This is a genomic window from Roseomonas haemaphysalidis, from assembly GCF_017355405.1.
Lineage (GTDB): Bacteria > Pseudomonadota > Alphaproteobacteria > Acetobacterales > Acetobacteraceae > Pseudoroseomonas > Pseudoroseomonas haemaphysalidis.
This window is the reverse complement of the sequence record NZ_CP061177.1, coordinates 2,851,680-2,873,022: the sequence shown is the minus strand read 5'-3', so window position 1 is coordinate 2,873,022 and position 21,343 is coordinate 2,851,680. Positions and strand designations below refer to the sequence as shown.

At 70.4% G+C, this 21,343-nt stretch carries 19 protein-coding genes; 11 read left to right on the top strand and 8 right to left on the bottom strand.

The window, feature by feature from the left end; translation table 11 throughout:
- Window positions 1–104: 104 nt before the first annotated feature.
- From bamA to gloA, 7 genes are all read left to right on the top strand, one after another.
- Window positions 105–2,468, top strand: coding sequence for an outer membrane protein assembly factor BamA (bamA, locus tag IAI59_RS13315; RefSeq protein WP_207418132.1), 2,364 nt, complete (start codon window positions 105–107; stop codon window positions 2,466–2,468).
- 137 nt (window positions 2,469–2,605) lie between these two features.
- The gene (locus tag IAI59_RS13310; RefSeq protein ID WP_207418133.1) at window positions 2,606–3,394 is read left to right on the top strand and encodes an OmpH/Skp family outer membrane protein; all 789 of its coding nucleotides are present in this window, start codon (window positions 2,606–2,608) and stop codon (window positions 3,392–3,394) included.
- Between the two features lie 9 nt (window positions 3,395–3,403).
- Window positions 3,404–4,471, top strand: coding sequence for a UDP-3-O-(3-hydroxymyristoyl)glucosamine N-acyltransferase (gene lpxD / locus IAI59_RS13305; protein WP_207418134.1), 1,068 nt, complete (start codon window positions 3,404–3,406; stop codon window positions 4,469–4,471).
- Between the two features lie 5 nt (window positions 4,472–4,476).
- On the top strand, window positions 4,477–4,962 hold the full coding sequence (fabZ, locus tag IAI59_RS13300; protein WP_207418135.1) for a 3-hydroxyacyl-ACP dehydratase FabZ: 486 nt from the start codon (window positions 4,477–4,479) through the stop codon (window positions 4,960–4,962).
- A gap of 20 nt (window positions 4,963–4,982) precedes the next feature.
- Window positions 4,983–5,828 (top strand): acyl-ACP--UDP-N-acetylglucosamine O-acyltransferase, encoded by an 846-nt coding sequence (gene lpxA, locus IAI59_RS13295; RefSeq protein ID WP_207418442.1) that lies wholly within the window; start codon window positions 4,983–4,985, stop codon window positions 5,826–5,828.
- A gap of 40 nt (window positions 5,829–5,868) precedes the next feature.
- A complete protein-coding gene (locus IAI59_RS13290) occupies window positions 5,869–6,732 on the top strand; it encodes an LpxI family protein (protein WP_207418137.1) in 864 nt (287 codons plus the stop codon).
- Between the two features lie 33 nt (window positions 6,733–6,765).
- Window positions 6,766–7,158: a lactoylglutathione lyase gene (gene gloA, locus IAI59_RS13285; protein ID WP_207418139.1), complete on the top strand. Its 393-nt coding sequence runs from the start codon at window positions 6,766–6,768 to the stop codon at window positions 7,156–7,158.
- Between the two features lie 21 nt (window positions 7,159–7,179).
- On the opposite strand, the gene IAI59_RS13280 is transcribed toward gloA, so the two are convergent.
- On the bottom strand, window positions 7,180–7,980 hold the full coding sequence (locus IAI59_RS13280; protein WP_207418141.1) for an alpha/beta hydrolase: 801 nt from the start codon (window positions 7,978–7,980) through the stop codon (window positions 7,180–7,182).
- 155 nt (window positions 7,981–8,135) lie between these two features.
- Window positions 8,136–8,573 (bottom strand): acyl-CoA thioesterase, encoded by a 438-nt coding sequence (locus IAI59_RS13275; protein ID WP_207418143.1) that lies wholly within the window; start codon window positions 8,571–8,573, stop codon window positions 8,136–8,138.
- 190 nt (window positions 8,574–8,763) lie between these two features.
- On the opposite strand from IAI59_RS13275, the gene minC reads away from it, so the two are divergent.
- Genes minC through minE form a run of 3 tightly spaced genes read left to right on the top strand, consistent with a single transcriptional unit; the run spans window position 8,764 to window position 10,700 of the window.
- On the top strand, window positions 8,764–9,531 hold the full coding sequence (gene minC, locus IAI59_RS13270; protein ID WP_207418144.1) for a septum site-determining protein MinC: 768 nt from the start codon (window positions 8,764–8,766) through the stop codon (window positions 9,529–9,531).
- 51 nt (window positions 9,532–9,582) lie between these two features.
- On the top strand, window positions 9,583–10,401 hold the full coding sequence (minD, locus tag IAI59_RS13265) for a septum site-determining protein MinD (RefSeq protein ID WP_207418145.1): 819 nt from the start codon (window positions 9,583–9,585) through the stop codon (window positions 10,399–10,401).
- Window positions 10,398–10,700, top strand: a complete 303-nt coding sequence (minE, locus tag IAI59_RS13260; RefSeq protein ID WP_207418146.1) for a cell division topological specificity factor MinE — start codon at window positions 10,398–10,400, stop codon at window positions 10,698–10,700. Before minD ends, minE begins: the two co-directional genes overlap by 4 nt.
- A 218-nt stretch (window positions 10,701–10,918) precedes the next feature.
- On the opposite strand, the gene IAI59_RS13255 is transcribed toward minE, so the two are convergent.
- From IAI59_RS13255 to IAI59_RS13230, 6 genes are all read right to left on the bottom strand, one after another.
- On the bottom strand, window positions 10,919–11,107 hold the full coding sequence (locus IAI59_RS13255) for a hypothetical protein (protein ID WP_207418147.1): 189 nt from the start codon (window positions 11,105–11,107) through the stop codon (window positions 10,919–10,921).
- Window positions 11,108–11,387: 280 nt separating this feature from the next.
- A complete protein-coding gene (locus tag IAI59_RS13250; protein ID WP_207418148.1) occupies window positions 11,388–13,091 on the bottom strand; it encodes a thiamine pyrophosphate-requiring protein in 1,704 nt (567 codons plus the stop codon).
- Window positions 13,092–13,128: 37 nt separating this feature from the next.
- Window positions 13,129–14,067 (bottom strand): Bug family tripartite tricarboxylate transporter substrate binding protein, encoded by a 939-nt coding sequence (locus IAI59_RS13245; protein WP_207418149.1) that lies wholly within the window; start codon window positions 14,065–14,067, stop codon window positions 13,129–13,131.
- Window positions 14,068–14,181: 114 nt separating this feature from the next.
- The gene (locus IAI59_RS13240; protein WP_207418151.1) at window positions 14,182–14,370 is read right to left on the bottom strand and encodes a DUF6726 family protein; all 189 of its coding nucleotides are present in this window, start codon (window positions 14,368–14,370) and stop codon (window positions 14,182–14,184) included.
- Window positions 14,371–14,420: 50 nt separating this feature from the next.
- Entirely contained in the window at window positions 14,421–18,209 is a 3,789-nt protein-coding gene (locus IAI59_RS13235; protein ID WP_207418153.1) for a translocation/assembly module TamB domain-containing protein, read from the bottom strand.
- A complete protein-coding gene (locus IAI59_RS13230; protein ID WP_207418155.1) occupies window positions 18,209–20,080 on the bottom strand; it encodes an autotransporter assembly complex protein TamA in 1,872 nt (623 codons plus the stop codon). Before IAI59_RS13230 ends, IAI59_RS13235 begins: the two co-directional genes overlap by 1 nt.
- A gap of 25 nt (window positions 20,081–20,105) precedes the next feature.
- On the opposite strand from IAI59_RS13230, the gene IAI59_RS13225 reads away from it, so the two are divergent.
- Window positions 20,106–21,269 carry an amidohydrolase gene (locus IAI59_RS13225; RefSeq protein ID WP_207418157.1) on the top strand — a complete coding sequence of 388 codons (1,164 nt, stop codon included), beginning with the start codon at window positions 20,106–20,108 and terminating at the stop codon, window positions 21,267–21,269.
- Window positions 21,270–21,343 lie beyond the last annotated feature (74 nt).

The window sequence follows — 21,343 nt, the reverse complement described above, 5'->3', positions numbered from 1 at the left end:
GGCGGTCCAGGGGCTGGCGGGGGGGATGGTTCCCGGCTAGTCTCCGGCCCGCGCCGGCCCGTTCGTGGCCTCGATCAATGACTCCAGGGTCCGGACCGAATCCTTTGCACGCCACACGCGCCCTTCTGCTCGCTGCCACCTGCTTGGTCCCCGTCGTGCTGCCTTTGGCGGCCGAGGCGCAGACCCAGCGAACGGCCCCCGCGCGCCGTGCTGCGCCGGCCACCGCCGCCGCGGCGCGCCCGGCCGGCGAGGTGATCCGCGCCATCGAGGTCCGTGGCAACCAGCGGATCGAGGCGGATACCATCCGCTCCTACATGCTGCTCCAGCCCGGCGACCGCTTTGACAGCGACCGGCAGGACCGCAGCCTGCGGACGCTCTTCGCCACGGGCCTGTTCCGCGATGTGCAGATCGGCCGCGACGGGGACCGCGTGGTAGTGACGGTCCGGGAAAACCCGATCGTCAATCAGGTGGTCTTCGAAGGCAACCGCAAGATCGGCGACGACAACCTCCGGACCGAGACGACGCTGAAGCCGCGCTCGGTTTATACCGATGCCGCCGCGCAGAACGACCGCGCCCGCCTGCTGGAGCTGTATGCCCGCCGCGGCCGCTTCAACACCCGCATCGAGCCCAAGATCATCCAGCGCGAGCAGGATCGCGTGGACGTGGTGTTCGAGATCACCGAAGGCGACACCGCCCTGATCTCGCGTATCAACTTCGTGGGCAACGACCAGTTCTCCGACAGCCGCCTGAAGGAAATCGTCTCGACGCGCGAGCAGGCGTGGTACCGCCCCTTCTCCTCGTCCGACACCTATGAGCCCGAGCGGCTGAACTTCGACCGCGAGCTGCTGCGCCGCTACTACCAGCGCAACGGCTTCGCCGATGCCGAGATCACCGGCGCGAGCGCCGAGCTGGCGCCGGACCGCAGCGGCTTCTTCCTGACCTATACGATCAACGAGGGCATCCGTTACCGCCTCGGCAAGGTCGAGGTGACGTCCACCCTGCGCAACGTGTCCGGCGCGCAGCTGCAGGATGCGCTGGAGGTCAATTCCGGCGATTGGTACGACGGCGACGCGATCGAGCGCTCCGTGCAAGCCGTGCAGGACAGCGCCAACGTGCTGGGCGCGCCCTTTGTCGAGGTGACGCCGCGCATCACCCGCAACCCCGACAGCAAGACCATCGACCTCGTGTTCGAGGCAGCGGAAGGCCAGCGCGCCTATGTCGAGCGCATCGACATCACGGGCAACACCCGCACCCAGGACCGCGTGATCCGGCGCGAGATGCGGCTGGCCGAGGGTGATGCCTTCAACAACGCCGCGGTGCTGCGGTCGCGCCAGCGCATCCGCGACCTGGGTTATTTCGAGCAGAACGTACAGATCACCTCGCAGCCCGGATCGCAGCAGGACCGGGTGATCCTGACGACGACGGTGAACGAGCGGGCGACCGGCGAGCTGTCGCTGGGCGGCGGCTATTCCACCGATGCCGGCGCACTGGCCGATATCGGCCTGCGCGAGCGCAACCTGCTCGGCACGGGCATCGACTCCCGCATCAACACCACCATCGCGCAGCGCCGCAGCTCGGTGGACCTGTCGGTGACCGACCCGTCCTTCCTGGACCGCAACCTGTCGGTCGGCGCCGACCTGTTCTACGTGACGCGCGATCTGCGCGACTACTCCGGCTACCAGGAGCGCCGGTATGGCGGCGCCGTCCGCGCTGGCTACGAGTTTAACGAGCGGTTGCGGCAGTCCTGGGCCTATACCCTGTCCCGCCGCAACGTGTTCAGTATCGACGAGAACTCGTTGAAGCGTCAGGTCATTAGAGAGCAGGTGGGTGTGACCGTGCTGTCGCAGATCGGCCAGACGCTGACCTATGATACCCGGGATTCCCGTCTTGATCCCCGCAGCGGCTATGTGTTGCGGCTGGGTACCGATCTCGCCGGTCTTGGCGGCGACGTGGCCTTCGTTCGCGCGCGTCTGGAAGGCACTTACTACATTCCGTTCGAGCGCTGGCTGGGTGATCCGGACTACGTGCTGGCACTGTCGGCTGGCGGTGGCATCATGCGCAGCTTCGACGACAAGCCCGAGCGCATCATCGATCGCTTCTTCCTGGGTGGCGAGAACCTGCGCGGCTTCGCGGTCGCCGGTGCCGGGCCGCGTGTGACCAACGCGGATGGTTCGGACTCGCTAGGTGGACGGGTGCTTTGGACTCAAAGCACGGAGATGCGCTTTCCGCTGCCACTGCCCGCTGATATCGGCATCACCGGCCGCGCCTTTGTCGACGTCGGTTCGCTCAGCGATGTCAACGCCGGCACGGGCGTGGTCGACGACAGCAGCCCGCGCGTCGGTGCCGGCGTCGGCATCTCCTGGCGCAGCCCCTTCGGCCTGATCAACATCGACGTTGCCCAGGCCGTGGTAAAGAAGTCCTACGACGAAACGCAGGTCTTCCGCTTCGGCTTCGGCACACGCTTCTGACCGGCTTCCGCTTGCCGTCGCTGCCGGCATTCCATCCTGCGGGGCCGCCCACCGGGCGCCCTGCCCAACAAGCCGGGGCGACGGCACGCAAGGCCGTCCCGCTTTCAACCACCCGGCCTGCACGGAGTATTTCCACGATGGCGCGACGCGCACCGGTCGCCCTGGCGGCGATCCTTCTCTCGACCACGATGCTGGGCGGCGCCGCCATGGCCCAGCAGCAGGACTGGTTCGTGCCCGGCCAGGGGCAAGGGGGCGCCGCCCCGGCACAGCAGCCACGCCCGGCGCAGCAGCAGCAGCGCCCCCCGCAGCAGCAGCAGCGTCCGCCGCAGCGCGCCGTGCAGCCCAACCCGGCGCCGCTGCCGCCCGGCGAGCAGCCGCCCGCCGCGGTGATCGGCATCGTGGACGTGCCGGAAGTGCAGCGCAACTCCAGCGCCTTCAACGCCGTGCGCGAGGAAATCGAGAAGCGGCGCGCCAAGCTGAACGAGGACCTGCAGCGCGAGCAGGCGCGCTGGCGCGACGAGCAGCAGGCCCTGGCCGCGCAGCGGGCCGGCCTGTCGCCCGAGGATCTGCGCACCAAGGAGCGTGACCTGCAGGACCGCGTGCAGGACGCCCAGCGTATCTTCCGCGACCGCTCGCGCGCGATCGAGCAGGCCGCGCAGGGCAGCCTGATGGAGATCGAGCAGGCGCTGGCCACGGTGATCCGGCAGGTGTCCGCCAGCCGCAAGGTCAACCTGGTGCTGCCGCGGCCGCTGGTCATCTACAACGACCCGCCGTTCGACCTGACGGCCGAGGTGGCGCAGCAGCTGAACCGCGTGCTCAAGAGCGTGACGGTGCCGCCCGAGGAAGCCACGCCCGCCGCCGCCTCCGCGCCGGCCGGCCAGGGGCAGCGCCCGCCCGCGCAGGGCCAGGCGCCCCGGCGGAACTGAGGCGCCGCCGTGCCGGTCGACCCGCGCTTTCACCCCGTCACGGGCCCGCATAGCCTGGCCGTTCTGGCCGAGGCCGCCGGTGCCCGCGCGGTGGGCGACGCGGGCCGGCTGCTGCACGGCGTGGCACCGCTGCGCTCAGCGGGGGCGGGGGAGGTGTCCTTTGTCGATGGCCGCCGCAACCTCGAAGCCCTGCGTGCCAGCAAGGCCGGCGCGGTGGTGCTGGCGGAAACGTCGCTGGCGGCGTTGCCGGAGGGGGCCGTGGCGCTGGTCTCGGCCACGCCGCAACTGGCTTTCGCCCGTGTCGCGGCCTTGTTCCACCCCGCGCCCGCCGTGGCGGCGGGCATCCACCCGAGCGCCGTGCTGGCGCCGGATGCCGAGCTCGGCGAGGGCTGCGAGGTCGGCCCCTATGCCGTGATCGGCGCCGGGGCGGTGCTGGGCGCGCGTTGCGTCGTGGGCGCGCATGCCGTGATCGGTCCGGGATGCAGGTTTGGCGACGATTGCCGGATCCTGGCTTCCGCCAGCGTGTCGCATTGCGTGGCCGGGCATCGTGTGACGCTGCATCCGGGTGCCCGGGTGGGGCAGGAAGGCTTTGGCTTCGCGCCCACGCCGCAGGGTCGCTTCGTCACCCTGCCACAGCTTGGCCGGGTGCTGCTCGGCGACGAGGTGGAGGTCGGCGCGAATGCCTGCATCGACCGCGGCACCCTGGACGACACGGTGATCGGTGACGGCACGCGCATCGATAACCTGGTGCAGATCGGACACAACGTGGTGACCGGGCGTGGTTGCGTTCTGGTGTCCCAGGTGGGGATCTCGGGCTCCACGGTGCTGGGCGATTACGTGACCGCCGCAGGGCAGGCGGGGCTGGCGGGCCATCTCAAGGTGGGATCGCGCGCCCGCATCGGCGCCCAGGCGGGCGTGCTGACCGACATTCCGGAGGGAATGGACGTGACGGGCACGCCGGCCATCCCCTTGCGCGATTCGCTCCGCGCCTCCATCCATCTGCGCAACATCGGCGCCCGCGGCGGGAAGTCCGCGCTGGCGCCCAGCGGCCCGCAGCGGCCAGACAAGACGGACTGACAAGCATGGACCAGCAAGAACAGGCTTCCGGCGACACCGGCGGCACGCGCATCGAGGCCTTCGACATCGCCCGCATCATGCAGGCGATCCCGCACCGCTACCCGATGCTGCTGGTCGACCGCATGGTCGAGGTCGTGCTGGGCGAGAGCGCGGTCGGCATCAAGAACGTCACCGCCAACGAGAACTTCTTCCAGGGCCATTTCCCCAGCCACCCGGTGATGCCGGGCGTGCTGATCGTGGAAGCCATGGCCCAGACTTCCGGCGTGCTGGTGGTCGAGACCCTGGGTGAATCCGCCCGTGGCCGCCTGGTGTATTTCATGAGCATCGAGAACGCCAAGTTCCGCCGCCCCGTGGTGCCGGGCGACCAGCTGCGCATCACCGTGACCAAGGAGCGGCAGCGCGGCAACGTGTGGAAGTTCGCCTGCGTCGCCCGCGTGGACGGCGCGACCGTGGCCGAGGCGACCGTGACCGCCATGATCGTCGGCGCGTGAGCGTGCCGGATCAGGTGACCATGCTGTCCGCCGGCATCGACCCCAGCGCCGAGATCCACCCCACGGCCGTGGTGGCGGAAGGGGCGCGGATCGGCGCCAACTGTCGCATCGGCCCCTGGTGCGTGGTGGGCCCCGATGCGGTGCTGGAAGCCGGCTGCGTGCTGACCTCGCATGCCGTGATCGATGGCCATGCCCACCTGCACGAAGGCGTGCAGGTGTTCGCCTTTGCCAGCATCGGCCTGCCGCCGCAGGACCTGAAGTACAAGGGCGAGCCGACCCGCGTGGTGGTCGGCGCCCGCACCGTGGTGCGCGAGCATGCCACCATCCATCGCGGCAGCGTGGGCGGGCACGGCGTCACCACCATCGGCCCGGATTGCCTGATCATGTGCGTTGCCCATGTGGGTCACGACTGCACGCTGGATCACCATGTGATCCTCGCCAACAACGTGATGCTCGGCGGCCATGTGCAGATTGCCGATACCACCTTTGTCGGCGGCGGCGCGGCGCTGCATCAGTTTGTCCGCATCGGTCGCCAAGCGGTGATCGGCGGCATGAGCGGGGTGGAGGCCGATGTCATCCCCTTCGGCGCCGTGATGGGCAACCGGGCGCGGCTGACGGGCCTGAACCTGATCGGCCTGAAGCGCCGTGGCTTTCCGCGCCCGCAGATCAACGTGCTGCGCGGGCTGTACCGCACCCTGTTCCGGTCGCCCGGCGTGTTTGACGAGCGGGTGGCGGCGGTCCAGGCGCAGCATGGCACCGACCCGGTGGTGGCCGAGATCCTCGATTTCGTGCGCGCCGACAGCAAGCGCGGGCTGTGCAAGGCCGGGCGCGAGATGGTCGAGGACGACGACGCGGCCGAGGGCTGACCCGGTGGCGCCGGGTGGGGCCTTGCAGCGCCAGCTGGGCATGTCCCAGCCGCTGGGCGGGCCGCTCGGGCTGATCGCCGGCGGCGGGCTGTTGCCGCAGCGCGCCGCCGCTTCCGCCGTGGCGGCGGGGCGGGCGGTCCATGTGGTGGTGCTGGAAGGCTTCGGCCAGCCGGCGGACTTCACGGCCTACCCCCACATCGTATGCCGCATGGGCGCTGCGGGGCGCATGCTGGACTGGCTGCGCGCCGCCGGCGTGCGGGATCTCATCCTGGCCGGCGCGGTGAAGCGGCCCAGCTTTCTGTCGCTGCGCCCGGACGCCGGGGCTGCGCGGCTGGTGCCGCGCGTCGGCATCAAGGCCTTCGGCGGCGATGATTCGCTGCTGTCCGCCGTGGTGCAGGTGCTGCGGGAGGAAGGCTTCAACCCCCTGGAAGCCCGCCAGGTCATGGCGGAGCTGATGGTCGACCAGCCGGGCCTCCTGACCACCGCCGGGCCGGACGAGCAGGCGGTGCAGGACATCCGCCGCGGCCTGGCCGTGGTGCGGGCGATCGGCGCCCAGGATATCGGCCAGGGCGCCGTGGTGCAGCAGGGCCTGGTGCTGGCGGTTGAGGCGATCGAGGGAACCGATGCCATGCTGGCCCGGGCCGGAACGCTGCGGCGGGACGGGCCGGGCGGCGTGCTGGTCAAGGTGATGAAGCCGGGCCAGGACCGCCGCGCCGACCTGCCGACCATCGGGCCCGACACCGTGCTGGCCGCCGCTGCCGCCGGGCTGCGGGGCCTCGCCATTCAGGCGGATGGCACCATCGTGATCGACCGCGAGGCGACGCTGGCCGCCGCCGAGGCGAACGGTCTGTTTATCCTGGCGTTGAATCCGTTCGACCCCGCCTGGGCACCGCCGGCCGGCTGAGCCAGGCACCCGCATTCACGAGGACACCCCGCCATGAGCAGCTTTCTGCACACGATGCTTCGCGTCGGCGACCTGGACCGCAGCGTCGACTTCTATACCCGCCTGCTGGGCATGCAGGAGTTGCGCCGCAACGACGTGCCGGACGGCAAGTACACGCTGGTCTTCGTCGGCTATGCACCGGAAAGCACCGGGGCCGGCGTGATCGAGCTGACCTACAATTACGGCGTCGACACATACGAGATGGGCACCGCCTTCGGGCACATCGCGATCGGCGTGCCCGACATCTATGCGACCTGCGAGGCCCTGCGCGGCGCCGGCGCCAAGATCACGCGCGAGCCGGGGCCGGTGAAGTTCGGCACCACCGTCATTGCCTTCGTCGAGGACCCGGACGGCTACAAGATCGAGTTGATCGAGCGGAAGGGCTGAGGCCCACGCCCGGGGTGGCGTTCAGGCCCCGGGCAGCAATTCCAGGACGGCGCGGCACAAGGCGCCGTCCGGTGCGCGCAGCGAGTCCAGCAGGCGGCCCAGCCCCTGGCCCGGCAGGCCGATCAGGCGCCCGCCGCCGCCCGCCGCCCCGCGTACCTCGTGAAAGGCCGTGGCCGAGGCGGCGCTGGTGCCGCCGTCGTGGGCCAGAATAAAGCGCTTGCGCACCACCGGCAGCTGCGATGGCGACAGCGCCGCGGCTTCAAGTTCCGTGGCCCCCAGGCCCGCGTAGCCTTCCAGTTCGTATTCGCCACAGAGCCCGATGCCGGCGGCGACGACCGGATGGTCCAGCAGCAACGCCGCCAGCAACGCCCCGGCTCCCCAGCCCGCCAGCACCACCGGCCCGCCAAGGCCGTGTCGCGCACCCTGCGCCGCCAGCCAGTCCAGGGCCCGGTGGGTTTCATGCACGATCCGCGTCGGGCTGGCCTGGGGCACGTGGCCACGGCCAGGCAGGGCAGACGCCCAGCCGTGGTCGCGCAGTCCATCCGCAAGCGCGCCGCAATCGCGCCGGTCACCCGAGCACCATTCCCCCGCCGCGCTGCCCGCACCATGCAGTATCACCAAGCAGGGGCGGTTCGGATCGGGGGCGGGGAACAGATCCCATCGGCACCAGTCGGCTGCGGCATAGGGCTGGTCCAGTTGGCCCGGCCGAGCTTGCCGCAGCACCGCCGAGTCCTGGGCCAGCACGGCCGACCAGGATGGTGCGGGGCCTGCAGGGCGGGGGACAGGCGGCAGGGGCAGGTAGCGGGGGGTCGGCACAGGCATCGCGTGGTATCCGGCGGTTGCGGGTCCGGCATGGCTTTGCAACCTGCGTGCCGCGCTGCCGGACATGGGCTCGAATCCTGCGCCGTGATGGGCGATGCCTGCGCGATGGGCTTTGCTGCGCCTGCACAACCGGCAGTTGCGCGTGGTGGAGGCTGTCAGCCTGCCATCAAAGGCTTCAGCTTGGCGATCAGCTCCGGCGGCACCGGGCGGGTTTGCGCCATGTCGCGGCGGTCCACATGCACGTGGATGAAATGCCCTTCGGCGCAGGCATTGTCCTGCCCCTCGCGGAACACGCCGATCTCGTAGCGGACCGAGGTGGTGCCGATATGTCCGACCCGCAGCCCGACGCTCAGCACGTCCGGGAAGAAGGCTGGGGCATGATGCCGGCAGGTGGTTTCCACCACCACGGCGGTGACGGCCGAGGCATGGTCGTCTAGCACGCCGGTGCCGAACAGGAAACGGGCCACCGCGGTATCGAAATAAGTGTAGTAGACCGCGTTGTTGATGTGCTGCAGCGCGTCCTGATCCGCCCAACGGGTCGGCACCGTGATGAAGTGGCGGTAGCTGTCGCGTGTCGGAATAGTCTTGGGCATGGCTCGGGCCTCCTGGCGGGCCAGGGTAGGGGCGCCGGCGCGATTCGGCCACACTATGGCAGAATTGCACCGAATCCTCTGGCTTGGCCGCGTGGCGGGTTTCGCGGAGCGTCACACCCGATGTATAGGTTTACAAATGGTTGCCGTCCGCGGTGCCGTTGCGTCTCCAGCCAGGATCAGCCCGCACCGCATGTCAGCCCCCGCCGCCCAGCCCCGCCTTGAACCGTTCCGGTTGCGCGGCGCCAACTTCAACCTGTTGGTGCTGCGGTTGCTGGATGCGCGGCCGGAGGTGATCGTCCCCGCGCTGGGGGACCAGTTCCGCCGCGCCCCGGGCTTTCTGCGCTTCGCGCCCATCGTGGTGGGATTGGACGACCTGTCGCAGGCTCCGCAGGACGTGGATTTCGGTGGGCTGATCGCGGGGCTGCGCGGCATCGAGATCATGCCGATCGGCACCACCGGCGGCACGCCCGAGATGCGGGCGGCCGCCCAGGCCGCCGGCTTGCCGCCGCTGCGCGCCGCCGGCGGTGGCAAGGAGGAGGAGGTGCCGCAGCAGGCGGCGGCCGCCCCCGCGCCGGCTCAGCCCACCCCCGCCGCGCCGGCCGAACCGCCGCCGCCGCCCGGCAGCATGCGCCCGACCATGGTGGTCGACATCCCCGTGCGCGCCGGCCAGCGCGTATGGGCGCAGGGCGCCGACCTGATCGTCAACGGCACGGTCAATGCCGGCGCCGAGGTGATCGCGGATGGCAACGTGCACGTCTATGGTGCCCTGCGCGGCCGTGCCATCGCGGGGGGCGAGAACAACACGGATGCGCGCGTCTTCGCACTGAACTTCGACCCTGAGCTCGTGTCCATCGCCGGCTACTACGCCGTGCGGGAAGGGCTGACGGAAGCGCCGATCGGCAAGCCTGTTCAGGTGCGGCTGATCGGCGAAAGCATGCGATTCGACAAGCTGGGCTGACCGGGTCTCCCAGATCAAACTATCGGCCCGGCAGAGAGGAGACTGTATCCCATGGCGCAAGTGATCGTGGTGACATCCGGCAAGGGGGGCGTCGGCAAGACGACCAGCTCCGCGGCCTTCGCCACCGGTCTTGCCCAAAGCGGCAAGAAGACCGTCGTCATCGACTTCGACGTCGGCCTGCGCAACCTCGACCTGATCATGGGCGTCGAGCGCCGGGTGGTCTTCGACATCGTCAATGTGGTCAATGGCGAGGCCCGGCTGAACCAGGCACTGATCCGCGACAAGCGCGTGGACACCCTGTCGATCCTGCCGGCCAGCCAGACCCGCGACAAGGACGCGCTGACCAAGGAAGGCGTCGGTCAGATCATCGAGGAGCTGAGCAAGGAGTTCGATTACATCCTGTGCGACAGCCCCGCCGGCATCGAGAAGGGCGCGCTGCTGGCGCTCTACTACGCCGACCAGGCGATCATCGTGACCAACCCCGAAGTGTCCTCGGTGCGTGACTCCGACCGCATTCTCGGCGTGCTGCAGTCGCGCTCCAAGCGGGCGGAGGAGAAGCGCGATCCGGTGAAGGAGCACCTGCTGGTCACGCGCTACGATGCGTCGCGCGTCGAAAAGGGCGAGATGCTGAAGCTGGAGGATATCCGCGAGATCCTCGCCATCCCGCTGCTGGGCGTCATCCCGGAAAGCGAGAGCGTGTTGAAGGCCTCCAACACCGGCAACCCGGTGATCCTGGATGCGGTATCCACCGCGGGCAGCGCCTACGGCGATGCGGTGGCACGCTTTCTGGGCGAGGACCGGCCGCACCGCTTTATCGAAGCGGAGAAGAGGGGCTTCCTGTCACGGCTGTTCGGCGGGAGGGCCGCATGAGCTGGATCGACGTCTTTCGGGTTAACCGCAAGGCGGCACCGCCCACCGCGGGCGCGGCCAAGGAGCGGCTGCAGATCGTGCTGGCACACGAGCGGATCAGCCGCACCGGCGAGGACTTCCTGCCCAAGCTGCAGAAGGACTTGCTGGAGGTGATCTCCAAGTACGTGGCCATCGACGCCAAGGCGGTTCAGGTTTCCCTGGACCGCGGCGGCGACATGTCGACGCTGGCCATCGAGGTCGAGCTGCCGGGACCGAAGCCCGGTGAGCGCAAGGTCAGCGGGCCCACCCCCGCCGCCTGAAGTCGTTCGGCGCGGCGAGGGTGATCGCCGCGCTGTCCGCCCGGGCAGGGCTGAACTGCCTGGTGCCTAAGCCCTGCGACCTGCCCGCTTCCGAAAGATTGCGCTGACAGGCTTGGCGCGGGCCACCCGGGCCGATGCCGAGATCGGTCCCGAAGCAACTCCGCACATGACGACGCCCATCAGCTCGTCGCCGCATCGGCGTGACGAGCGACGCGCGCTTAGCGGCGGGGAGCCAACTCCACTTCCAACGCCTTGATCTTCGCGTTCAAAGATTCGCGGAGGCTGGCGGCAGCATGCGGTTTGAGGGCGGCAAGCGCTTCCTTCAGGTCACGAAGCTGACGCTTCTTCTCTTCGGTGGAGCGTTGGATGGGCCGGTTGCCGGAGATCTGGCCGTCGAAGGCACGCATGATACGGAGCTTCCTTGGATGGACCGCCACCGCCATTCCGCATGGTCCCGGTGGCGCTGGGGGCGCCAGGAAACCTCTTGGTATCGCAGGACGGAAAGGCGGCGTTCGCGCGGCCGGCAAGAGGCCAGCCGTCGCGGTTCAGCACCGCCTCAGCGGGTATCGGCCAGAAGCCAGGCAATGTCGAGAGGCTGGAACAGACCCAGGAAAATTTAATTCAGTCTCTGTGAAAAGCTGTGAGAACAGCGTTTTATGAAATGAAGTCGTCATATGATCTAAGCTGTTAATAGTCGCAGACAACGTTCAGCAATGCCTGCCTTCGCTCCACCGTCACGGCGCGGATGGCACGCAGCAAAGCGCCAGGCCGGGCGGCGGGATCGCTGACCTTTTCTCCGTATCCACCGCTGGCCTCGGCATAGGCCTCGAAGGCCGGGGCGGGGCTGAGATCGGCCAGAAGCGTGCCGCCCCGGGCTGCGGCGGCGCCGTCCCGATACATCGCCAGGGTGGAGTTTCGTACGGCGCCGTACATGCGGTTGTTGAAGACGATCACCAGGACCGGCAGCCCGTGGGCCTGCGACACCCAGTGGCAGGCGGCGGGGTTGTTGAACACATAGGCCCCGTCGCCCAGCGTCGCGACCACCAGCCGGTCCGGCGCCGCCAGCTTGGCACCCAGCGCCGCGCCGAACCCCCACCCAAGGCCGCCCGCGGTGCTTTGCCCGTAGAAGCTGCCCCAGCGGGTGCGGGGGCAGAAGGCCTGGCGCAGTGGATATTCGTTGACGACGATGGCATCGTCCTCCAGCGCCTGCCCCAGGCAATGGCTGATCCATTCCGGCGTGATCGCGCCAGCCGGTGGCTCCGCCACCTGTGCGGCCCAGGCCGCGCGCTGCGCGGTGCCACGCTCACGGAGGCGGGCATGGCGCGCGGCGATGTCGGCCCCGGCCGGCAGGGCCGCCATGGCCGCGGCAATGGCGCGCAGACCCGGGCCAGGATCGGCCGTGATGGCCAGGTCGGTCGGGAAGCTGCGCATCGGGTAGCGGGCAAACAGAGGGTCGGGGCCGAGGTGGATGACGCGGCAGCCTTCCGGGGGGCCTTCCAGATGTGGAATCCAGGGGGCATCGGTATCGACCACCAGCACGCAGTCGGCCTCGGCCAGCAGCGGCCCCGGCTCATAGCCCTGATGCATCGGATGATCGGCGGCCAGGTTCACGAAGCGGGGCGTGAACGACACGACCGGCAGGGCATGACGGTCCGCGAGGTCGGACAAGGCGTCGAACCCTTCCCGCGTGCGCCCGGCGGCGGCGGTGATGATCAGCGGCCGCTCGGCCTGTGCCAGCCATGCTGCTGCCTGGGCGATGGCGTCAGGGTCGGGCGGTGGGCTCGCCGGGGCGGGCAGGGGGCCGTCCTTGACCATGGCGCGGCGGACAGGCGCGGCCAGCGTGTCGCGCGGCAGCGTCGCGTAGGTCGGGCCGCGCGGCGAGGCCATGGCGATGGACAGCGCCCGCCGGCCAAGGTCGGCGGCCTGCTCGGGGTCGCGGAGCTCACCATCCCATTTCACCGCTTCGCGCAGCATGCCGGCCTGATCGAACATCTCCTGCGCCCAGTGGATGTTGCGCGTGCGGGCGCCGTGGCGGCCGTGCTCGGCATAGGGGGTGCGGCCGGCGAGAACCAGCATCGGCGTCTGGTCGCGCGCCGCGTTCAGCACGCCGTTGATGGTGTTGGCGGTGCCGACGTTCACATGCACCATCACCGCCTGCGGCCGCCCCAGAAGCATGGTGGCGCCGTGCGCCATGGCGACGGCCGCGTTCTCATGCGGTACGGTCATCGGCCGTGGCAGGCGGTGGTTGCTGTCCGCGAGCTTGGCATAGGCCTCGACGATCGGTGGGAAGTCGGTGCCGCCATTGGCGAACAGCCAGTCCACGCCGGCGGCGCCAAGCTGACGCAGGAAAATTTCGGCGGCGCTGGGCGACGCCTCCATGCGGTCGTTCATGGGCGAACCTCCAGTTGGTTGTTGTGGTTGGGCTTGGCTATTCGACCCTGGTACCGGACAGGGCGATGGCTTCCCGCATCACGGGCGTCATGCGCGCGATGGTCGCCGCCATCTCGGCACTGCCAACGCAGCTGGGCTCGGCGCCGAGGCGCAGGATCGCGGAGCGGAAGCCTTCATCCTCGCAGGCCCTGGCCATGCTGGCGGCGATGCGGTCGCGAATGGCCGGGGGCAGGCCGGCGGGGGCGGCCAAGCCGTTCCAGGTGCCCAGCTCGAAGCCCGGGTAGCCCTGCTCGGCCACCGTCGGCACGGCCGGCAAGGCGATGCTGCGTTGGGGCGAGGTGACGGCCAGCACCCGCAGGCCGTCCGACTGCAGCAGCCCCGCGATGTCGATGTAGTTGCCGAGGTAGACAGGCACCCGCCCGGCGAGCAGATCCTGTACCGCCAGCGGTCCGCTGCGGTAGGGCACGTGTTCCATGCTGAGCCCCAGGCGATGCAGCAGAAAGCCCATACCCAGGTGGCTCAGCCCGCCCGTGCCACCGGAAGCATAGTCCAGCTTGCCGGGCTGGCGCCCCACCACCTGCACGAATTCGGGCAGGCTGCCGGTGTTAAGAGCTGCCGAGGTTACCAGCACCAGCGGGTTGGTGGCCGTGATCGAAATCGGCATCAGGTCGCGAGCCGGGTCCACGGACAGGTTTTGCATGAGGGGCAGCACGACCACGTGCGACGCGCTGGCAGCCAGAAGGGTGTAGCCATCGGCCGGGCTGCGGGCCGCGGCTTCCAGTCCGATGGCGCCGTTTCCGCCGGGGCGGTTGTCCGGGATGACGGGCTGGCCGAGATGGCGGCCGAGCCATTCCGCGGCGAGGCGGGCGACGCTGTCGCTGATGCCACCCGGCCCAAAGGGAATGATCAGGCGGATCGGCCGGGTGGGCCAGGAATCCTGCGCCCGCGCCGCGGGCGCGGCCAGGGCCAGACACATGGTGAAAGCCGCGAGAACGCGTCGTCCAGGCAACGGCATGGGGTCCTCATCTCGGTACGATGCACAATGCAATGGTTTGCAAAGCGCATGCCGAGGATGCCCCAGCCTTTGCCGTCAGTCGATCACTTCCGCTGTCGCATCGAACGGCGCCGCCACGACGTCGCCCGCCACAGGCACGACCTTGACCACGGCGCTGGTGGCGCGAAACGGCAAGGCCACCAGCCCGCAGCCGCCCAGGCTGCCGGCGATGGCGAGGAGCAGGGCGCCCTGGCAGACACGGCGGAGAATGATGCTGCTGGACATTCTGTCTGCTCCATGAGGTGCGCTGGCCGGCAGCCAGGGCCAGCGATGTGTCAGTATTCGAACTCGTAGCTCAGGCCGAGGCGCTCGCCGCCACGGCCGCCGGTGGAGCTTTCCAGCTTCAGGCGCGGGGTCAGCTCGACTTCCACGCCGACGCGCGGCCCGCCTTCCAACCCCTGCTCGACGCCAACATAAACGCCCTGGCCGATATAACCGCCGGCCTGGAGCGCTGAATTCTCAGCGCCGTTGCGGTTGCCGCCGGCTTCGTTGTCCGTGCTGTTGCCGACCCCCAGCCGGTCCAGGCCGAGACGGTCCGCGAGCCGGCCGAAAAAGCCCCGCCCACCCCCCGTCAGCCCCGCCGTGCCGGCAATGGAGGAAGCCAGCTGCGCGACCTCGAAGGCGGACAGCTTGTCCACCGAGCGGCCGAACAGCAGCCGCGCCAGCACCTCGTCCTGTGGCAGCTCGGGCGAGGAGGTGAACTCGATCTTCGGCGCGTTGGGCGGTCCGCTGATGGTGACAGTGATGGTGACGCCCTGCGCCGTGGTGGTGGCCGCGAAGTCCAGGCTGGGCAGCAGCCCGGCGCCATCGAACACCAGATTGCCGCGGCTGAAGTTCAGCCGGCGGTCGAGCAGCTGAAAGGTGCCACGCCGCAGCGAGAAGGTGCCATCGGGCGAGGGGGCCGCCGCTGTGCCGCCGATGCGGATGCTGCCGCCCATCTCCGCGTCCAGCCCGCGCCCGCGCACCAGGATGGCCTGCGGCGCCTCGATCCGCAGGTTCAGCGCCACGGGGGCGGCGGGGGTGGCCTCCAGGTTCGGTGCCGGCGGCGCGGCGTTGCGGCGGGGCACGGCCCCGGCGGGCCGGGCGTTCGGACCGCCACGCTCCTGCACATCGCCCAGGGTGGTCACGCCGCCGCCGGGCAGCTGCTGCGGGATGTTGATAACAGCGCGTTGCAGCCGCACCGTGCCGCCCAGCGCCGGGTTTGTTTGCAGCGGGCCGGTGAAGCGCAGGTCGGCGTCGGTCAACAGCGTGATCAGCTCGCTTTGCAAGGGCTGCGCGTTGCGGGCGGTGACGGCGATGTCGATCGGGATGCCGGCGGCGAAGGGTTCCAGAAAGCCGCTGGCCTCGATGCTGCCCTGGCCGGCCCGCGCGTTGAAACGCTCCACCAGGATCCGCTCGCCCTGGGCCCGCAGCCGGGCGGTGATGTTGCTCAGCCGCAGGCCGTAGAGCTGGTTGCGCACGCTGCCATTGGTCAGGTCCACCGTGCCGGTCAGCTGCGGCGCGCCCAGCGTGCCGCCGGCGCCGCCCGCCAGCGCGATGCGCCCGGTGACGCGGTTGGCACCACCGCCCAGCGTGGGGGCGAGCAGGGTGGCCAGATCGGCCGTGCCGTCGAGGCTGGCCGACAGCGGCGCAGTGGTGGCCGGGCCTTGCGGCAGTTCTGCGCGGGCATTCAGGCTGGCCAGTGCTCCCATGCGATAGGTGGCATTCGCCCGCACGGCACCGGCGCCGCTGCGCGTGGCTTCCACCCGCAGCGTGCCCGTGGGCCAGCCGCGCGACCAGGGGGCCACCACGGTCAGGCCGGTGCCGTTGATGACGGCGTTCACCTCCGGGGCCGTGGTCGGGCCGGTGACGCGCACGTCGCCGGTGATGCTGCCGCCGAGCTGCGGCTCCGGCACGAAGCTGTTGGCCAGCGACAGGGGCAGGGTCGCCAGGGCCATCCGCAGGTCCGCGCGGTCCGGCCCCCAATGCCCGGTGATGGTGACGTTGCCGCCCGGCCGGCCGGCCAGGCGCAGGCCGGGAATCTCCACGGCGCCGGATGGCGGCAGCAGAATGGTGGCGGGGGCTTCCAGGCGGACGCCGTACTCGCCCTGCGACACGTCCAGCGCGGCGAGGTCGAAGCGCATGCCCGTGCTGCCCCGCGTGAAGCGCCCGCGGCCAGACACATTGCCCTGGGTCAGCTTGGCATCGGCATTGAAGTCGAGCGCCGCGTCGGTGCCCTTCAGCGTCAGGTTGGCGCCGACGGTCTGCCCGGCGGCCTGCACCTGGGCCAGCTGAAGGCGGGCATCGATACCCTGCTGCCCGCCCTGCGGCCGCAACGTGGCCGTCAGGTCCATGCGGCCGGCCACCGGCTGGCCGGCCAGGGCGCTGAGTGGCGCCAGGTTGTCCGACTTCACGAAGGCTGAGCCGTCGAACAGCTTGGCCACCGTATCGAAGCTGCCATCGGCGCCCATGGTGATGGGGCCGAACTGACCACGCGCCTCGCGCAGCCGGATGAACGCGCCTTCCGACGCCGCCTGCAGCGCCAGGGAAACCGGCTGCCCCTCGGCATGCGCGGCAAGCCGGGCGGTGCCGGTCAGGCCCATCACGGCCGGCGTCTCGACCTGCAGGTCCGGGTTCTCGATGCGGCGCCCCGCCGCCGTCAGGCCGGGGCTGGTCAGCCGCGCGGCGATGGCCGGGTTCGCCGCGGGGCCCTTCACCGTCGCGCGCAGGTCCAGCGGCCCGGACACCTCCTCCCGGATGCGCCTGACTTCGGGCACCACCAGGTGCAGCGCCAGATCGAGCCCGTCCGCGAAGCCGCCAGAGGCTTCCAGCCGCGCGGCGGCACCATCCAGCGTGAAGCGTTCGATGCGCGACAGCGTGCCGGCGTATTCCGCGACAGGCGCGGGACCGAGCGCGGCGTCCGCCGGCGCCGGCAGGCGCAGCCCCTGGGGCTGCACGCGCAGCACGAAGTCCTGGCCGTTGCTGATGCTGCCGTCCAGCGCGATGGATTCCCAGCCCACGATCTCCGGCACCAGCGGCGCCAGGGCGGAGGAGTCCGCCACGCGCCCGGTCAGGGTCAGCCGTTCCAGGTTGCCCTGCGCCGTCGCCTCACCGCCCGGCGCGCGCAGCCACAGGCGGGCAAGGTTCAATCCGCCGGCCGGCGTTTGCGCCGCGTCGATGGCGAATTCGACCCGCCGGGCAGGGGGAGGCAGCAGGGTCGGCGTCGCGGCCTCGCCGTGCAGCACGATGTGGGCGGAGCTGTCGGGGTTCATCGCCACGGTGCCGGCGGCGTTGAAGCGTGCGGCCTCGCCGATGGTGCCTTGCGCCTGCAGCGCCGCACCGCTGGCCGGGCCGTCCAGGCTGAGCGTCAGGTCGGTGGCATTGGCGGGGGCGCCGATGGCGGTGGCCAGCACGCCCCCCGCCGGTTCCTGCACCCGCAGTCCCAGGCGCAGCGACGACTTGGGGTCCAGCCCGGCTTCCAGGTTCAGCGAACCGGGCTGGCCGAGCCGCTCCAGCCGGAGGCGGGCGTCCAGCACCTGCGCGACGAGGCTGGCATTGCCCCGTGCCGACAGGGCGAAGCCGCCGGGGCTGGCTTCCTCCTCCGTGGCGGAAATCAGCTCGCGCGGGATCTCGATGCGCGCCACGTCCAGCGCCAGCAAGCGCACGGCGACCGGCAACTGGGGCGGCGCCGGCACCAGGGGGCCGGGTTCGCTGGGCGGCGGTGGCGGGGCATTGGGATCGGCTTCCGGCAGCCGCAGCAGCGCCACGCGGCTGGCCGCCACACGGTTGATCAGCAACTCGCGGTTCAGAAGCGCGGACAGGCCAAGCTCGATCCGTCCGTCCTCAACGACCAGCCAGGGACCCTTGCTGTCGGACATGGTCAGCTTGCCGAAGCCCGGGCTGCCGGGGATGGGGCCGCTGAGACCCTCTATGGAAAGACCAGGTACGAAGCGGTGCGCGAGGTCCGCGATGGCGCGCTGCCCGGGCGCGGTGTTGGCGCCGAGCAGCACGCCCCCGATCAGCAGCACCGGCAACAGCAGCAGCACGGCGACCACGCCGCCCACCCATTTCAGGACGCGGCGCATCAGAATGCCTGCCCGATGCCGACATACAGGCCGAAGGCGCTGTCGCCCCGCTCCTTGTTCAGGGGAATGCCGACATCGGCGCGCAGCGGGCCAATGGCGGTGTCGTAGCGGATGCCCAGGCCGGCGCCGTATTTCATGTTGCCGAATTCCGGCGTCACGTCCGTGCCCACCGAGCCTGCGTCGACAAAGGCGGCCATGCCGATCGGCCCCCGGATGCGCTGGCGCAGCTCGATGCTGGCTTCCACCAGGGACAGGCCGCCGCGCGGCTGGTCGCCGCGGGTGCGCGGGCCGATGGACTGGTAGTCGTAGCCGCGTACCGAGCCGCCGCCGCCGGCGTAGAAGCGCTTGTCCGGCGGCACGCCGCCGATCTCGGCGCCCAGGATGCTGCCGACCACGCCGCGCAACGCCAGGATGCTGCCCTTGTCGCTGGACAGGTCAAGATAGGTGCTGGCCTGCAACCGGGTGCGGGTGAAGAGGTCCGCGTCCGTGAAGTTGTAGATCGGGCTGGCGAGCGCGGTGATGCGCAGCCCGCGGGACGGGTTCAGCAGGCTGTCGACATCCTCCCACCGCACCTGCCCCAGCGCGCCGAGCAACTGGTAGTTGGTGGTGATGTCATCCTGCGTGACGCGGCTGACCTCGCCCAGCGGACCGGCGGAGATGGTCAGCTTTTCCGTGATCGGCCGTTCCAGCAGGACCGAGGCGGTGAAGGCATCGCGGTCATAGGCGTCCAGCCGCTCGCGCAGCACGGCGATGTCGTAGACCAGGGTCTGGTTGCTGCCGAGGAACCAGGGCTGCCGCAGGTTCGCGGACAGCTTGCCGCCGGTATCATCTGTGTTGCCGCTGGTGCCCAGGCGGTTGGCTTCGGCCTCCACCCGCAGCCGCTCGGCGCCGCCGAACAGGTTGCGATGTTCCCAGAAGGTGCTCAGGGTCGGGCCATAGCGGGTTTCATAGGCGGCGCCGAAGCCGATGGAATGGCGTGCCCGCTCGGCCACCGTGAAGCTGACGGGCAGGGTGCCGGCCGCGTCCAGCCGGTCGGCGGCGCGGGCGCGCACGGTGGAAAACACGCCGAGCGCCACCAGGTCCCGCCGGGTCTTGTCGATCTCGGCCTGGCTGTAGGTGCGACCCGCGAGCGGCCGCACCACGTTGGCGAGCAGCCGGTCGTCCACCTGCTCCTGCCCCGACACGGTGGGCGTGCCGAACTGCGCCACCGGGCCGGGCGTGACGCGGTAGGTGACCTCCATTCGCCGCGTGTCATGGTCCACCACCACGCGGCGGCCTACCGCGGCAAAGGGGTGGCCGCTGTCCTTCAGGTTGCTGACCAGCCGGTTTTGCGTGTCGATCACGGGCGCGGCGCGGGCCGGCTCGCCCGCCGGTAGGATGGCGTCGCCGGCATCCGCCAGGGAAGCACCGGGCGGGTCCGCCACCAGCAGGGCGGGGGCGTAGGTGTATTGCGGGCCGCGCTCCACCGTCACGACCACGGGAACCGGGCCCGGCATGGCGGCCAGCCGCTGCGCCAAGCCGGCGGCATCCGGTGCCTCGCCGGCCAGGGTGACCCGGCCGCTGCCGGCATAGTACCCTTCGGACCGCAGCGCATCGCGGATGTTGCCGGCCTCGCCGATGGCGCGGGCGATCAGCCCGTCGGCATCCACCGTCACGCTGTCGCGCAGGTTTTCCAGCGCCGAGGCGCGACGCAGCGCGCCGTCCAGCGCTTCGTCGCCCGTGTCGGGGATGCTGACCTCGTAGGAGCGCACCGCCTCCGCAGGCTCAGGCGATCCGGCAGGCGCGGCTTCCTGCCCCGGGGCGGAAGCCGACCCGAGGGCGAGGACGGGAGCGATCAGTCCCAGGAGGAGCAGGCTGTGTTTGAGGCGCATGGTCTTACCCGCTATGCCCTAGCACATGGACCCCAATCTTGCCGAAACATTGACGGGCTGGCGCCGGCATCTCCACGCCAACCCCGGATTGACCCTGAACGAGGGCATCACCGCCGCCTTCGTGGCGGAAAAGCTGCGGGAACTGGGCGTCACCGACATCGCCAAGAACGTCGGTGGGCACGGGGTGGTCGCCACGCTGCACCGGCCCGGCAGCAACCGCAGCGTCGGCTTGCGCGGCGACATGGACGCCCTGCCCATCGAGGAAAACGCGACGGCCGAGGCGCTGCCCTGGCGCAGCACCGTGCCCAACGTGATGCACGCCTGCGGCCACGATGGCCACACCACCGCCTTGCTCGGCGCCGCGGCCCTGCTGATGCGGGACGACAGCTGGACCGGCACCGTGCAGCTGGTGTTCCAGCCGGCGGAGGAGGGCGGCGGCGGTGCCCAGGCGATGATCGCCGACGGGCTGTTCCAGCGCTTTCCGATGGACCGCATCTTCGGCTGGCACAACTGGCCCGGCCTTGCCGCCGGCACGGTGGCGGTGCACGACGCCGCCGTGATGGCCGCCGGCAACCGGTTCCAGATCGACATCGAGGGCCATGCCGGCCACGCCGCCTTGCCGCACCTGGCGCGCGACCCGATCGTCGCGGCCGGCCACGCCATCGTCGCCTGCCAGTCGATCGTGGCCCGGGCCCTCGACCCGATGGATACCGGCGTAGTCAGCCTGACCACGATCCATGGCGGCGAGGCGCAGAACCAGATCGCGGCCCGCGTCCAGATCAAGGGCAGCATGCGCTACATCCGCGACGAGGTCGGGCAGCAGATCCGCGAAGGGCTGGACCGCGTGGCCGCCGGCATCTCGGCGACCTTTGGCCTCCAGGCGGCGGCAAGCATCCAGTCCGGCGTGCCGGTGACGGCCAATCACAAGGCGGAAGCCGACATGGCGGCGGAAGCGGCGGGCATCGTGACGGCGGTGCGGCGCGACCTGCCGCCGGCCATGACCGGCGAAGACTTCTCGCACTTCCTGCACCATGTTCCCGGTGCCTTTGTCTGGATCGGCAATGGCCCGTCCGACGGTGGCCGGGAGCTGCACCACCCCAACTACGACTTCAACGATGCCGTGCTTCCCGCAGCCAGTGGCTTTCTCGCGGAAGTGGCCAAGCGGGCCCTGGTGAAGGAACAGGACTGAAGAGCGGCCCGGGGCGGGCAGGCAGGACAGTGACATGAGTCCTGAACGCCCGCCCAACAGCCGGGGTTTCGCTC

Excerpts from the sequence above, each read along its gene's own strand:
- IAI59_RS13310 (WP_207418133.1), top strand. The coding sequence starts at position 2,606 with ATGGCGCGACGCGCACCGGTCGCCCTGGCGGCGATCCTTCTCTCGACC.
- fabZ (WP_207418135.1), top strand. The coding sequence starts at position 4,477 with ATGGACCAGCAAGAACAGGCTTCCGGCGACACCGGCGGCACGCGCATC.
- lpxA (WP_207418442.1), top strand. The coding sequence starts at position 4,983 with ATGCTGTCCGCCGGCATCGACCCCAGCGCCGAGATCCACCCCACGGCC.
- IAI59_RS13290 (WP_207418137.1), top strand. The coding sequence starts at position 5,869 with ATGTCCCAGCCGCTGGGCGGGCCGCTCGGGCTGATCGCCGGCGGCGGG.
- gloA (WP_207418139.1), top strand. The coding sequence starts at position 6,766 with ATGAGCAGCTTTCTGCACACGATGCTTCGCGTCGGCGACCTGGACCGC.
- IAI59_RS13280 (WP_207418141.1), bottom strand. The coding sequence starts at position 7,980 with ATGCCTGTGCCGACCCCCCGCTACCTGCCCCTGCCGCCTGTCCCCCGC.
- IAI59_RS13275 (WP_207418143.1), bottom strand. The coding sequence starts at position 8,573 with ATGCCCAAGACTATTCCGACACGCGACAGCTACCGCCACTTCATCACG.
- minC (WP_207418144.1), top strand. The coding sequence starts at position 8,764 with ATGTCAGCCCCCGCCGCCCAGCCCCGCCTTGAACCGTTCCGGTTGCGC.
- minD (WP_207418145.1), top strand. The coding sequence starts at position 9,583 with ATGGCGCAAGTGATCGTGGTGACATCCGGCAAGGGGGGCGTCGGCAAG.
- minE (WP_207418146.1), top strand. The coding sequence starts at position 10,398 with ATGAGCTGGATCGACGTCTTTCGGGTTAACCGCAAGGCGGCACCGCCC.
- IAI59_RS13255 (WP_207418147.1), bottom strand. The coding sequence starts at position 11,107 with ATGCGTGCCTTCGACGGCCAGATCTCCGGCAACCGGCCCATCCAACGC.
- IAI59_RS13250 (WP_207418148.1), bottom strand. The coding sequence starts at position 13,091 with ATGAACGACCGCATGGAGGCGTCGCCCAGCGCCGCCGAAATTTTCCTG.
- IAI59_RS13245 (WP_207418149.1), bottom strand. The coding sequence starts at position 14,067 with ATGTGTCTGGCCCTGGCCGCGCCCGCGGCGCGGGCGCAGGATTCCTGG.
- IAI59_RS13240 (WP_207418151.1), bottom strand. The coding sequence starts at position 14,370 with ATGTCCAGCAGCATCATTCTCCGCCGTGTCTGCCAGGGCGCCCTGCTC.
- IAI59_RS13235 (WP_207418153.1), bottom strand. The coding sequence starts at position 18,209 with ATGCGCCGCGTCCTGAAATGGGTGGGCGGCGTGGTCGCCGTGCTGCTG.
- IAI59_RS13230 (WP_207418155.1), bottom strand. The coding sequence starts at position 20,080 with ATGCGCCTCAAACACAGCCTGCTCCTCCTGGGACTGATCGCTCCCGTC.
- IAI59_RS13225 (WP_207418157.1), top strand. The coding sequence starts at position 20,106 with ATGGACCCCAATCTTGCCGAAACATTGACGGGCTGGCGCCGGCATCTC.